General features: G+C 66.6%; 11 protein-coding genes. 8 read left to right on the forward strand and 3 right to left on the reverse strand.

Translation table 11 applies throughout. The features are described 5' to 3' along the window. From CAL12_RS21295 to CAL12_RS21305, 3 genes are read left to right on the forward strand one after another with little or no spacing between them, the layout of a single operon-like run. Positions 1-885, forward strand: coding sequence for an SURF1 family protein (locus CAL12_RS21295; protein WP_086066442.1), 885 nt, complete (start codon positions 1-3; stop codon positions 883-885). Further along, positions 882-2,192 carry an ATP-binding protein gene (locus tag CAL12_RS21300; RefSeq protein ID WP_086066443.1) on the forward strand — a complete coding sequence of 437 codons (1,311 nt, stop codon included), beginning with the start codon at positions 882-884 and terminating at the stop codon, positions 2,190-2,192. The genes CAL12_RS21295 and CAL12_RS21300 overlap by 4 nt, the downstream gene beginning before the upstream one ends. Beyond that, positions 2,170-2,757, forward strand: a complete 588-nt coding sequence (locus CAL12_RS21305) for a response regulator transcription factor (protein ID WP_086066444.1) — start codon at positions 2,170-2,172, stop codon at positions 2,755-2,757. The genes CAL12_RS21300 and CAL12_RS21305 overlap by 23 nt, the downstream gene beginning before the upstream one ends. Before the next feature lie 65 nt (positions 2,758-2,822). Here the strand turns inward: CAL12_RS21305 and CAL12_RS21310 are convergent, their stop codons facing one another. Beyond that, the gene (locus CAL12_RS21310) at positions 2,823-3,791 is read right to left on the reverse strand and encodes an AraC family transcriptional regulator (RefSeq protein ID WP_086066445.1); all 969 of its coding nucleotides are present in this window, start codon (positions 3,789-3,791) and stop codon (positions 2,823-2,825) included. Between the two features lie 230 nt (positions 3,792-4,021). Between CAL12_RS21310 and CAL12_RS21315 the strand changes: the two genes are divergently transcribed. Then, positions 4,022-5,074, forward strand: a complete 1,053-nt coding sequence (locus tag CAL12_RS21315) for an aldo/keto reductase (protein ID WP_086066446.1) — start codon at positions 4,022-4,024, stop codon at positions 5,072-5,074. Positions 5,075-5,152: 78 nt separating this feature from the next. Here CAL12_RS21315 and CAL12_RS21320 read toward each other — a convergent pair whose 3' ends face one another. Continuing rightward, complete coding sequence (locus CAL12_RS21320) at positions 5,153-5,401, reverse strand: hypothetical protein (RefSeq protein ID WP_086066447.1); 249 nt, start codon at positions 5,399-5,401, stop codon at positions 5,153-5,155. Between the two features lie 542 nt (positions 5,402-5,943). Between CAL12_RS21320 and CAL12_RS21325 the strand changes: the two genes are divergently transcribed. Continuing rightward, positions 5,944-6,585, forward strand: a complete 642-nt coding sequence (locus CAL12_RS21325; RefSeq protein WP_232464589.1) for a response regulator transcription factor — start codon at positions 5,944-5,946, stop codon at positions 6,583-6,585. A gap of 4 nt (positions 6,586-6,589) precedes the next feature. Beyond that, entirely contained in the window at positions 6,590-8,407 is a 1,818-nt protein-coding gene (locus CAL12_RS21330; RefSeq protein ID WP_086066448.1) for an ATP-binding protein, read from the forward strand. Here CAL12_RS21330 and prpF read toward each other — a convergent pair. Continuing rightward, positions 8,398-9,582 (reverse strand): 2-methylaconitate cis-trans isomerase PrpF, encoded by a 1,185-nt coding sequence (gene prpF / locus CAL12_RS21335; RefSeq protein WP_086066449.1) that lies wholly within the window; start codon positions 9,580-9,582, stop codon positions 8,398-8,400. The genes CAL12_RS21330 and prpF overlap by 10 nt on opposite strands. A 272-nt stretch (positions 9,583-9,854) precedes the next feature. On the opposite strand from prpF, the gene CAL12_RS21340 reads away from it, so the two are divergent. Next, on the forward strand, positions 9,855-12,254 hold the full coding sequence (locus CAL12_RS21340; protein ID WP_086066450.1) for a phosphoketolase family protein: 2,400 nt from the start codon (positions 9,855-9,857) through the stop codon (positions 12,252-12,254). A 65-nt stretch (positions 12,255-12,319) separates the two neighbouring features. Then, positions 12,320-13,459 carry an acetate/propionate family kinase gene (locus tag CAL12_RS21345; RefSeq protein ID WP_086066451.1) on the forward strand — a complete coding sequence of 380 codons (1,140 nt, stop codon included), beginning with the start codon at positions 12,320-12,322 and terminating at the stop codon, positions 13,457-13,459. Positions 13,460-13,508: the final 49 nt, after the last annotated feature.

Below are 13,508 nucleotides of genomic sequence, written 5' to 3' on the forward strand. Positions count from 1 at the left end.
ATGACCGCCCCCCATGTGACCCTTCCGCCGGATGGCGAGCCCCCCCGCTCGCCGCATGGCCGGGGTCCGTCGCACACCGCCCTGCCCGACGCCGACACCGGCGGCGGGCGCCGCCCGGCAGTCCTGATCTGCATGGCGGTCGTGGCGGTGTTGCTTTTTGTGGGTTTCAGCGCGCTGGGTACCTGGCAGGTACAGCGGCGCGCCTGGAAGCTGGACCTGATCGCGCGCGTGGAGCAGCGCGTCCATGCCTCCGCGCAGCCGGCGCCGGGACCGCAACGCTGGCCCGCCATTACCGCCGACAGCGACGAATACCGCCATGTGTCCCTGACCGGACGCTACGACTACGGCAAGGAAACGCTTACCCAGGCCAGCACCGAACTGGGCAGCGGCTACTGGGTGATCACGCCCCTGATGCGGGACGACGGCACGACCGTGCTGATCAACCGCGGCTTCGTGCCGGGCGACCAGCGCGGCAACATCGCCCATCCAGAGGCGGCCGCGCGCGACGCCCTTACCGTCACCGGGCTGCTGCGCATCAGCGAGCCCGGCGGCGGATTCCTGCGCCATAACGACCCGGCCGGCAACCGCTGGTATTCGCGCGACGTGCAGGCCATCGCCGCGGCGCGCGGGCTGTCCGATACCGCGCCGTATTTCGTCGACGCGCAGGCGCCGGCGGCGGACGCGCCCGTGCCGGCCCCCGGCGGGCAGGCCGCGCGGGCCGTCGCACCCGACACCTGGCCACGCGCCGGCATGACCGTCATCGCCTTCCACAACAGCCACCTGGTGTACGCGATCACCTGGTACGCCCTGGCCCTGATGGTGGCCGGCGCAGCCTTCTACACCGTGCGCGAAGAACGCCGCCAGCAGCGGACCCGCCGCCCATGATCCCCAGCGGCCGGCGCCGGCACGACACCACCGGCCACAAGAACATGCAGCAGCTGATCACGCTGCGCTGGATCGCCGTGCTGGGCCAGATCGCCACCATCTACGTTGTCGTGATGGGTTTTGGCGTGCCGCTGCCGCTGAACTACATGGTGCCCGTCCTGGGCGGCCTGATCGCCTTCAACATCGTCGGCATGCTGCGCCTGCAGCTGGCTCCCGAAGTCAGCAATACCGAACTGCTGGTCGCGATGCTGGTGGACCTCGTCGCCCTGACCGCCCAGCTCTACCTCAGCGGCGGCGCCACCAATCCCTTCGTGTTCCTCTACCTGGTGCAGGTCACGCTCGGCGCCGTGCTCCTCAAGCCGTGGAGCACGTGGATGCTGGTCATCGTCACGACGCTGTGCTTCATGCTGCTGGCCGCCGCCGGCAGGCCATTGACGCTGCCGCTGGACCACGGCAACGGCCTGGCCAGCCTGTACGTGCAGGGCATGCTCATCTGCTTCGCGCTCAATGCATCGCTGCTGGTGGTGTTCATCACGCGCATCAACGGCAACCTGCGGGCGCGCGACGCCCACCTGGCCGACCTGCGCCAACGCGCGGCCGAGGAAGAACATATCGTCCGCATGGGACTGCTGGCTTCCGGCGCGGCGCATGAGCTGGGCACGCCGCTGGCGACCATGGCCGTCATCCTGGGAGATTGGCTCCACATGAGGCCGTTCAAGGACGATCCGCAACTGCTGCAGGAAATCGGCGACATGCAGGCGTCCGTGGCGCGCTGCAAATCCATCGTGGGCGGCATCCTGCTGTCCGCCGGCGAAGCGCGCGGCGACGCGCCGGCCGAAACCACCGTCCATACGTTCCTGGACGAGCTGGTGGCGGAATGGCGCGCGACGCGCGGCTTCGATGAACAACTGCGCTACGAAAACGGCTTCGGCCAGGACCTGCGCATCGTCTCGGACTCGGCGCTCAAGCAGATGATCTGCAACGTGCTGGACAATGCGCTGGAAGCGGCGCGCCGCGGGATCACCTTGCGCGTGGACCGCGAGGACGACGCGCTGGTGCTGGAAGTCACGGACGACGGGCCCGGATTCGCGCCGAGCATGCTGTCCAGCTTCGGCAAGCCCTACCAGTCCAGCAAGGGTCGGCCGGGTGGCGGGCTCGGGCTGTTCCTGGTGGTGAACGTGGCGCGTACCCTGGGGGGCGAGGTGTCCGCCGAAAACCGCGCCGAAGGCGGTGCGCGCGTCACGCTGCGGCTGCCGCTATCGGCGATTACCCTGGAAGAACAGGATGACACCACACCCGCTGCCTGAAGACGCCGACGACGGCGGGTCCGCGGCGCAGGCCACGGAGCGGCTGCTGGTCATCGTCGAGGACGACGAGACCTTTGCCCGTACCCTGGGCCGCTCGTTCGAACGGCGCGGCTACCGCGTGCTGCACGCCACCGGGCTGGAAAGCCTGCAGGCCTTGCTGCCGGACCATCAACCCGGCTATGCGGTGATCGACCTGAAGCTCAAGGGCGACGCATCGGGGCTGGCCTGCGTGCAGGCGCTGCATGCGCATCACCCACAGACCATCATCGTGGTGCTGACGGGTTATGCCAGCATTGCCACGGCGGTGGAGGCGATCAAGCTGGGCGCGCGCCACTACCTGGCCAAGCCGTCGAATACGGACGATATCGAACAGGCTTTCGGACGGGATGCCGGTGATATCGAAACCGAATTGAGCGATCGCCCCACGTCCATCAAGACGCTGGAATGGGAGCGGATACACGAAACCCTGGCGGAGACGGGCTTCAATATCTCGGAGACCGCGCGTCGCCTGGGCATGCACCGGCGCACCCTGGCGCGCAAGCTCGAAAAACAGCGGGTGAAGTGATCCGCGCGGCGTGTCCACGCGGCCGTATCCACGCGGCCGTATCCATGCAGCCACATCCGCGCGGATCAGTGCGTCAGGCCGTCTCCCAGCCAGCGCCGCTTGTCCCGCAGCGGGGCCGAGCCGAACAGGCGGCTGTACTCGCGGCTGAACTGCGACGGGCTTTCATACCCCACCTGGTGCGCGACCACCGCCACGTCGGCGTCGCTGGTGAACATCAACCGGCGGGCTTCCTGCAGGCGCAACTGCTTCTGGAACTGCAACGGGCTCATGGCCGTGACGGCCTTGAAATGATGATGGAAAGACGACGCGCTCATATGCGCATGGCGCGCGAGTTCCTCGACCCGCAACGGACGCACGTAATGCTCACGCAGCAAGCGTATGGCCCTCGCGATACGCTGCGTATGGCTGTCCTTCTGCACCAGCTGGCGCAACATCGCCCCCTGTCCGTTCATCAGCAGGCGATAGAATATCTCGCGCTTGATCATGGGCGCGAGCACCGGAATATCCACGGGCGCATCCAGCAGACGCAGCAGGCGCAGCAGGCCGTCCAGCAAGGTGTCGCCCAGGCGGTTGACGTACAGGCCCCGGCTGACCTCCGGCTGTGATTCGGGCGGCGGACCCACCTCACGGATCAAGGCGTCTATCACTTCGACGTCCAGGTCCAGCCGCAGGCCCAGATAGGGCTCGGTCGGGCTGCCCACGGTCACCTTGCCTATCACCGGCAGATCCACCGAGGACACCAGGTAATGCAGGGGGTCGTATTCATAGACCTCGTCGCCCACCAGCAGGCGCTTGGATCCTTGCGCGATCGCCGCGAAGATCGGCAGCTGCAGCGCGTGCTGGTGGCCCCGCGTGCTCGTCAGCCGGTGCAGATGCAGCCCAGGCACCGCCGTGACCATGGAGCCTTCCAGCGTACCGGTCAGGCGGATCAGCCGGTCCAGCAATTCGCGGCGCGGCGCGTCGAAGGCCGCGTCCGGATCGTCCAGCGCCGGCGCGGCTTGCAAAGAGGAATCGGGTATCTCGTTCAGGCCCATGGTTCACCGAATCGGAGGGCGGTCCCCGGGATATTGCCTCGCGGACGCGCGGAATTTTATGCAATGAAAGAATAGCGCCAGTTTCCTGTCAGAAGCGCAGCGTCCCCACTGGCGCCATGGATCACTGGAGGATTAGGCAGTAATCGAACAGGATCGAGCACATGACTCACGTACCGCGCGCGCATACTGCGCCGGTTTATCCGTGAGCGATCAACGATCAGGAGCATCCCATGCGCTACAACAAACTTGGCAATACCGGCTTATTCGTGTCTGAACTGTGCCTGGGCACCATGACGTTCGGCGGTGAAGACGGCACCCAGTGGGGACAAATCGGCAGCCTGGAGCAAAACGAGGTCGACAAGCTGGTCGGCGCCGCCCTGGACGCCGGGATCAACTTCATCGATACCGCCAACGTCTACTCGGGCGGGCGTTCCGAGACCCTGACGGGCCAGGCGCTGCGCAATCTGAATGTGCCGCGCGAAAACGTGGTGGTCGCCTCGAAGGTCATGGGCGAAACCGGCACCCGCGGCGTCAATTCGCGCGGCCTGTCGCGGTATCACATCATGGAGAGCGTCAAGGCCTCGCTCAAGCGCATGCAACTGGACCATCTGGACCTGTACCAGGTGCACGGCTTCGATCCGGCCACGCCGATCGAGGAAACGCTGCGCGCACTGGACACCCTGGTGCAACATGGCCATGTCCGCTATATCGGCGTGTCCAACTGGGCCGCCTGGCAGATCATGAAGGCGCTGGGCATTTCGGAACGGTTGGGACTGGCCCGCTTCGAATCGCTGCAGGCGTACTACACGATCGCCGGCCGCGACCTCGAGCGCGAAATCGTGCCCCTGCTGCGCGGCGAAGGCGTCGGCCTGATGGTCTGGAGTCCGTTGGCGGGCGGCCTGTTGAGCGGCAAGTATGCCCGCGACAAGCAAGGCGAGAAAGGCGACCGCCGCACCAATTTCGACTTTCCGCCCGTCAACCGCGACCGCGTCTTCGACTGCGTCGATGCGATGCGCGCCATCGCGGATGCGCACAAGGCATCGGTGGCGCAGATCGCGCTGGCCTGGCTGCTGCATCAGCCGGCGGTCACGACAGCGATCGTGGGCGCCAAACGTATCGAGCAGTTGCATGACAATATCGGCGCGGTCGACATCAGGCTGGATGACAAGGAGCTGGCCACGCTGGCCGAGGTCAGCGCCCTGCCGTCAGAGTATCCGGGCTGGATGCTCGAACGTCAGGGCGGTGTCCGCCGTCATCTGATGGAATATGGCACCCTGGGCTGAACGTGCGCAGGCCCGGAGACATCAGGGCATTGAGTAAAACGCGCCGCCCCTGGCGGCGGCGCGGCCAACCGGCGCGAATCAATACACGGCGACCGCCGGCGGCGTCACCACGGATATCCGCTGCTCCGTCTTGTACCGCTCGAGCGCCTGCATCCCGGCCGCCGCGGCCTCGGACGCAGATTCGCAGGCTTCGTCGCTGATCACCAGCGTGCCTTTGCCTTGCTCTTTCGATAGCGCGAGATAGATATACCAGCCATATCCCGACGCGGACTCGTCCACGTCCAGCGTCAGGCGGTATCCCTCACCTATCGTCATATACAGTTCCATGTTCTCCCCTTTTCGCAATGCATTTCTATAGCATGCGCGCGCCTTCGGCCGGAACCGCGAAACTCCCCTATTGACTTGCGGAACGACGTGTACTCGTATCCGATACGCGTGCGCTAGAGTCCGTCTCCGATGTCTTGTTGTCAAGCGATCACCAATTTGACGTCACCCCAGCCGATACTGATTTTTCGTTTTCTTTCGAAACAATCGCGTGCGCCCGGATGAGCGCAAGGATGGTAGCGTTGTTCGTCGTCGTGAATTATCGGCTTTGCCCCTGGTAAGGATCGGCGACCACACGTGCTTGTTTTCGCCACGGCTCCGGCCGTGGCTTTTTCATTTATGTTGCGCGTCATTTGCAACTAGTCGCAATAAGTAGCCGTTCTGCAACGACCGGCCAGTGGCCTGCGTGCCACGACCACCCCTCCCTACTTATACTTTGCCGCGCTCTACCCCAGGGCCGGCGCCGGCCGGCGCGCCCGCCGATTGCGCCGCGGCCGCGCGCGCTGGCGCAGCCCGGAATTACCGCGATCGAAGATGAGGTTCAAGTGCAAAGAGTAGGAAGCGTCGTGATCGTCGACGATCACCCCATGATCCGCTTCGCGGTCAGGACGATACTGGAGCAAAGCGGCTGGGACGTCGTGGCGGAAGTGGCCACGGGCGTGGATGCATTGACCGCCGCGCGCGAACACCGCCCGGACCTGATCGTGCTGGATATCGGCATACCCAAAATGGACGGGCTGATGGTGATCAGCCGCCTGCGCGCGGACGGCCGCGACCACAAACCTGGCATCGTGGTGCTGACGGCGCAGAATCCGGATCACCTGGCCGCGCGCTGCCTGCACGCGGGGGCCTCCGGTTTCGTATACAAGGGCAAGGAACTGCAGGAACTTGTCAGCGCCGCCAAGGCCGTGCTGCAGGGCAACACCTATTTCCCGACGGTGGCGCTGCACCCCAGCGGCGAACGCGGCACGGCGATGAGCGAAGCCGCGCTGATCGAACAGCTCTCCGATCGCGAACTGGTAGTGCTGCAGCACCTGGCGCGTGGCGCATTGAACAAGACCATAGCCGCCACGCTGATGCTCAGCGAGAAAACCGTCAGCACGTACAAGAGCCGGCTGCAGGAAAAACTGAACGCCGCCACGCTGCTCGAACTTACCGATATCGCCAGGCGCAACGGCCTGGTGTGACGCCATGAGCGGTGCCCTGCTCGGCCGGGCGGCATGGATTTCGGCATTCCTGCTGCTGGCCTGCAGCGCCGACGCAACGCACGCCCCCTACGACGACGATGGCTCGACCGCGTGGATCAGCGCGATGCTCGAAGAACAACTGGCATTGCTGGATCCGATGGTCGGCGCCAGCATGCTTGCCGGGACGATGCTGGTGGGCTGGAACGGACATCTGCGCAGGCAGATCGCCCGGCGCGTACGCCAGGAACACGAACTGCGCGCCGCCGCGCAATCGGCCGAATCGGCATCCCGCGCCAAGAGCGATTTCCTGGCGGTCGCCAGCCACGAGATCCGCACGCCGCTCAATGCGCTGGCGGGCATGCTGGAACTGGGCTTGAAGGAAGCCGCGGCGGGCCAGGACGTACAGCACCACCTGCGCGTCGCGCACGGCGCGGCACAGGGACTGCTGGATCTGATCCGCGACATCCTGGACCTGGAAAGAATGGATCGCGGCAAGCTGGAGCTTCTGCCGCAGCGAACCAACCTGCGCGCACTCGCCCAATCCGCGGCACAGGTCTTCCATGGCATGGCGCAAGACAAAGGCCTGCCGCTACGTGTCGAGGCCGGCGACGACGTCGACGTCGACGTGCTGGTCGACCCCATGCGGATCAGGCAGATACTTTTCAACCTGGTCAGCAACGCGGTGAAGTTCACCCACGCCGGACATGTCACGGTGCGGCTGCGTGCGCGGCGCACACAGGCCATGCGCCTGTCGGTCACCCTGCATGTGATCGATACGGGCATCGGCATCGGCGAGGCGGACCAGCGCAGACTGTTCGCGCCCTACGCCCAGGCGCCGGACGGCGCGCGCGTCGAGGGCAGCAGCGGACTGGGGCTGAACATCGCCAGGCGGCTGGCGGCCTTGATGAACGGCACCTTGCAGCTGGAGAGCACGCCCGGCCAGGGCTGCACCGCGCGCTTCGACTTCGAGGCGGACATCCTGCGGGCGCCGCCCGATGCTGGTGCCGCCACGCCGGCTTGCCGCGTGGAAAATTCGCCGTTGCAGATACTGGTGGCCGACGACAATGCGCCCAGCCGGCTGTTGCTGCGCAAACAACTGGAGTATCTGGGACATCATGTCGTGCAAGCCGGCGGCGGCCGCGCCGCATGGCGGCTATGGCGACCCGGTGCTTACCAGGTGGTCATCACCGATTGCAATATGGCGCAGGGCAGCGGCTACGAGCTGGTACGCCGGATACGCCAGGTGGAATCGACCCAGGACGTGGCGCCGTGCATCGTGTGGGCCTATACCGCCAGCGCCCGGCAGGATGAGATCGCGCGGTGTACGGAAGCCGGCATGGATGCCTGCCTGTTCAAACCCGTCACGCTGCCGGACCTGCAGCGGCGGCTGGCGGCGTTGCCGCTCAGGCGCGACGGCCTGCGCGCAGCCTGGCGGCAGGGCCTGCGCTTCGATCCAGGCGCGATCGAGGCCCTGGCCGCCGGCGACGGCGCCATCGCCGACCGCTTCCTGGCGGCGCTGCGCGATACCAGCGAAGAAGATGCCGCGACGCTGCGGCAGGCCTTGGACCGCCAGGATTGCGGGGCCGCCAGCGAAGTGCTGCATGCACTGCATGGCGTCGCGCGCATGATAGATGCCGCCGCCCTGTCGCACGCCTGCGTCACGGCGCAGCAGGATCTGCTGGACGGGGGCGTGGCGGCGGCCGCGGATGCGTGCCGGACCGCGCAGCAGGAACTGGCGCTGTTGACGCGCTCGGTGCGCGCCTGGATCCACGGCGCGCCGTTCGGCGCGGGAAGGCCATGCCCAGGTGTTGCTCAGGCCTGACCGTCCCAGGCGGAAGCCGGCACGTACACGCAGCCAGCCATCAGGCGCCGCGCGCTGCGGCTCAAGGTCACCTTGGTGACTTCCCAGCGACCTTCATGCTGCCGCGCTTCGGCGCCGACGCGCAGCCGGCCGGACGTGTGGCCGAAGCAAAGCGTATCGCGCGCGCCGCCCAGGATGCGGCTGAGGATGGTGCCCGGCACCGCCGCGGCCGCCGCGATGGCGACCGCGCCCGTCCCCGTCATCGCATGATGCAGCTGGCCCATCGACATGATGCGGGCCGCGACGTCGATCGTCGCCGCGTCGATCGGCGCACCGCTGGACGCGACATAGCTGGCGGGCGGGCCGAAGAAAGCCAGCTTGGGCGTATGCTGGCGCGTCGCGGTGGCTTCGGCCGCCGTCCGCGCCGCCCCCATCGCCACGGCGGCGTGCGCCCGCACCAGCTCCATGCGCGCCAGCAGCGCCGCATCGCCATTGATGCGAGCCTGCGTCTCTGTGCCGGTCAGGCCCAACGCCGCGGCGTCGACCAGCACCGCCGGATTGCCGGCATCGATCAGCGTGGCCTCTATCGTGCCGACGCCTGGAACGAATATCTCGTCGATGGCGCGTCCGGTGGGGAACATGCCGCCGCCCTGCGCATCGCCGCCAGCCCCGGGATCGAGGAAGGTCAAGGGGATTTCCGCCGCCGGAAAGGTCACGCCGTCCAGCTCGAAATCGCCCAGCTCCTGCACCTGGCCATCGCGCATCGGCACCTGCGCGATGATGCGCCGCTGGATGTTCGCCTGCCAGATGCGTATGGTGGCCACGCCATCGGACGGCGCCTGCACCAGGCCGCGATGTATCGCGAACGGCCCGACCGCGGAGGTCAGATTGCCGCAGTTGCCGCTCCAGTCGACCAGCGGCTGGCCGATGGCGACCTGGCCGAACCAATAGTCCACATCGCAGTCGGACCGCGTGCTCTTGCCCACGATCACCACCTTGCTGGTGCTGGACGTGGCCGCGCCCATGCCGTCGATCTGCTTGCCATAAGGATCGGGGCTGCCTGCCACACGCAGCAGCACCGCATCGCGCCGCGCGGGATCGGCAGGCAGGTCCTGGGGCAGGAAAAACACGCCCTTGCTGGTGCCGCCGCGCATATACAACGCGGGAATCTCTATCTGCTTGCCTGCCGTATTCATGCACATTTCCATCGAAGCTGCTGCCATGCCACTGGCTGGATAGGCGCGGTAACAGGGCTTGCCAGGACCGCGCGGCGGCGGCACGATGTTACCGCCACGCGCGCGATGCGTAAAAGCCCGCCGCGCGGCATATGCCTTGCTGCGCTGCGCGATTCTGGCCACGCCACGCCGCCGCGGCCCTGGATTTCACCCCGAACCCGTTCCGGCAGCACATTGACGTGCGACGGATGGTTTGCTTGCGCCGGGCGCGCGCCCGGCAAGGAGCCGGCACGATGACGCTCTCCCAACCCCCCGTGCAAGTCACGCAGGACCCGCCGCCAGGCGACGAGGAATTGCAGGCCATGCACGCGTACTGGCGCGCTTGCAACTACCTTGCGGCGGGCATGATCTACCTGCGGGCCAATCCGCTGCTGCGCGAACCCCTGCAGGCGGATCATTTCAAGCGCCGCCTGCTGGGGCACTGGGGGTCGGACCCCGGCCAATCCTTCACGCTGGTCCACCTGAACCGGCTCATCCGCCAGCGCGACCTGAACGTGATGTTCATATCGGGGCCCGGGCACGGCGCCCCCGCCACGCTGGCGCACGCCTACCTGGAAGGCCGCTATAGCGAGATCTATCCGGATCGCGGCCAGGACGAAGCGGGCATGCAGCGATTCTTCCGGCTGTTCTCCTTTCCTGGCGGCATCGGTTCGCATTGCACGCCCGAGACGCCGGGCAGCATCCACGAGGGCGGCGAGCTGGGCTACAGCCTGTCGCATGGCTACGGCGCGGTATTCGACAATCCGGACTTGGTCGCCGCCGTCATGGTCGGCGACGGCGAAGCCGAAACGGGGCCCCTGGCGACGTCCTGGCACTCCAACAAATTCCTGAATCCGGTGCGCGATGGCGCGGTGCTGCCCATCCTGCATTTGAACGGCTACAAGATCGCCAATCCCACCATCCTGGCGCGCATCCCGCGCGAGGAACTGGAAGCCCTGCTGACAGGCTACGGCCATCGCCCTTACTTCGTCGAAGGCGACGAACCGCAGGCCATGCATCGCGCGATGGCGGCCACGATGGATCGCTGCTTCGACGAGATCGCCGCCATCCAGCGCCGCGCGCGCGAAGAAGGCAATCTGGAACGCCCGCGCTGGCCGATGATCGTCCTGCGCAGTCCCAAGGGCTGGACCGGGCCGCGCATGGTCGACGGACACCGCGTCGAAGGCTACTGGCGCGCGCACCAGGTGCCCGTGGCCGATCCCGCCAGCAATCCGGCCAACCTGAAGGTGGTCGAAAACTGGCTGCGCAGCTATGGCCCCGAAGAGCTGTTCGACGAAAAAGGCGCGCCCATGCCTTTCCTGCGCGCGTTGGCGCCCGAAGGCGATCGCCGCATCAGCGCCAACCCGCATGCCAACGGCGGCCTGCTGTGCAAGGCGCTGGACATGCCCGATTTCCGCGACTACGCGGTCCAGGTCAAGGCGCCCGCCGCGACCTACGTGTCGCCGACCGCGGTGCTGGGCACGTTCCTGCGCGACGTCATGGCGCGCAATATGAACAACTTCCGCCTGTTCGGTCCCGACGAAACCGCCAGCAACAAGCTGACGGCCGTATACGAGGTATCGCCCAAGACCTGGATGGCGGAAACGCTGCCTGTGGACGAGGACGGCGGCGAGCTGGCGCATGACGGCCGCGTCATGGAGATGCTCAGCGAACACACCCTGGAAGGCTGGCTGGAAGGCTATGTCCTGACAGGACGCCACGGCTTCTTCGCGACCTATGAAGCCTTCGTGCACGTCATTGATTCCATGTTCAACCAGCATGCCAAATGGCTGGAGAAGGCCAAGCTGGAATTGAGCTGGCGCGCGCCGATCCCGTCGCTCAACCTGCTGATCACGTCGCTGGTCTGGCGCCAGGACCATAATGGATTCACCCATCAGGATCCCGGTTTCCTGGACGTGGTCTGCAACAAGAGCCCGGAGGTGGTGCGGGTCTATCTGCCGCCGGACGCCAACTGCCTCCTCAGCGTGGCCGATCACTGCCTGCGCACGCGCGACTACGTCAACGTGATCGTCGCCGACAAGCAGCCCCACCTGCAGTACCTGGACCTCGATTCGGCCATCAAGCATTGCACCAAGGGCATCGGCATCTGGGAATGGGCGTCCACCGACCATGGCAGCGAGCCCGACGTGGTGATCGCCTGCGCGGGCGACGTGGCGACCATGGAAGCGCTGGCCGCCGTCCAGATCCTGAAGGAAAGATGCGAAGGGCTGAAGATCCGCTTCGTGAACGTCGTCGACCTGTTCCGCCTCATGCCGGACACCGATCATCCGCATGGCCTGTCGGACCGCGACTTCGATTCGTTATTCACCACGGACAAACCCGTGATCTTCAACTTCCACTCCTACGCGACGCTGGTACACAAGCTGACCTACCGCCGGCGCAACCACGAGAACATCCACGTGCATGGCTACCAGGAAAAGGGAAGCATCAACACGCCCTTCGAGCTGGCCATGCTGAACCAGATAGACCGCTTCCACCTGGCCATCGACGCGATCGATCGCGTGCCGGCGCTGCAGAGCCGTGGCGCGCACGTCAAGGAATGGCTGCGCGATCAGATCATCGTCCACACGGATCACGCGCATGCCGAGGGCATAGACCGCGACGATATCCGCGACTGGACGTGGTCGACGTAAGCCAACCGGGAGACCGGCGCGGCCGACACCGCGCCGGTCTCCGCACCATCCAACGAGGTTGCCGAATGCCTGCCGACTTATCCCCCATCCTGGTGCTCAATAGCGGGTCGTCATCGCTGAAATTCGCGCTGTTTCGCCCAGACGGCAACGATGAAACCGCCGTGGCCGAAGGCGCGGCCGAACAAGTCGGGCGCGCCGACGGGCATCTGCGGGTACGCGACGCCGGGGGCAAGATACTGGTCGAACAGGATCACGACATGCCCACGCAGGCTCATGCGCTGGATATCCTGGCGCGCACGCTGGCGGAGGTCAGGCTGGGCCCGCCGGCGGCGGTCGGCCATCGCATCGTGCACGGGGGCCCGCACCTGCGCGATCACCAGGCGCTGACGCCCGATGTCATGGCGCAGTTGCGCCAGGCCGTACATTTCGCGCCGCTGCATATTCCCGTGGCCCTGGAGCTGGCCGAGCGCGCCCGCACGCTCTGGCCGCGGGCCGGGCAGTACGCCTGCTTCGACACGGCCTTCCATCAGACCATGCCGGCGCGCGCCACCCGCCTGCCCTTGCCCGCCCGCTATGCCGAAGCCGGCGTGGCGCGCTACGGTTTCCACGGGCTTTCCTACGAATCGCTGGTGCGCCGTCTGGGCGCCGACCTGCCCTCCAGGGCCGTGTTCGCGCACCTGGGCAATGGCGCCAGCCTGTGCGCCGTGCAGGATGGGAGGTCGATCGACACCACGATGGGCATGACGCCCGCCGGCGGCATCCCGATGGGGTCGCGCAGCGGCGACCTGGATCCAGGCGTGATCCTGTACCTCATGCGCACGGAGCAACTGGATGCCGACAGCCTCGAAACGCTGATCAATCGCGAAAGCGGGCTGGCCGGCATGGCCGAAGGCGAAAGCGACATGCAGGCGTTGCTGACTCGCCGTGCGGCCGGCGATGCGCACGCCGCGCTTGCGGTCGACGTTTTCACCACCGCGGTCGGCAAGCAGATAGGCGCCTATGCGGCCCTGATGGGCGGCATCGACCTGCTGGTCTTCACGGGCGGCATCGGCGAGCATAGCGCCGACATCCGCCGCCGCATCGTCGCGCCGCTGGGCTTCCTGGGTATCGGGCCGGCGGTGCCCGGCCCGGCCGTCATGGTGGTCGCCACCGAAGAAGAACGGCAGATGGCGCGCCATTGCCGCCAGCTGATGTCGCGGGCCTGATGTCCCGGCAGGATCGACCACCGGTGCGCGCGGCACGGCACGCCAACCG

This window comes from Bordetella genomosp. 8 (genome assembly GCF_002119685.1).
Lineage (GTDB): Bacteria > Pseudomonadota > Gammaproteobacteria > Burkholderiales > Burkholderiaceae_B > Bordetella_C.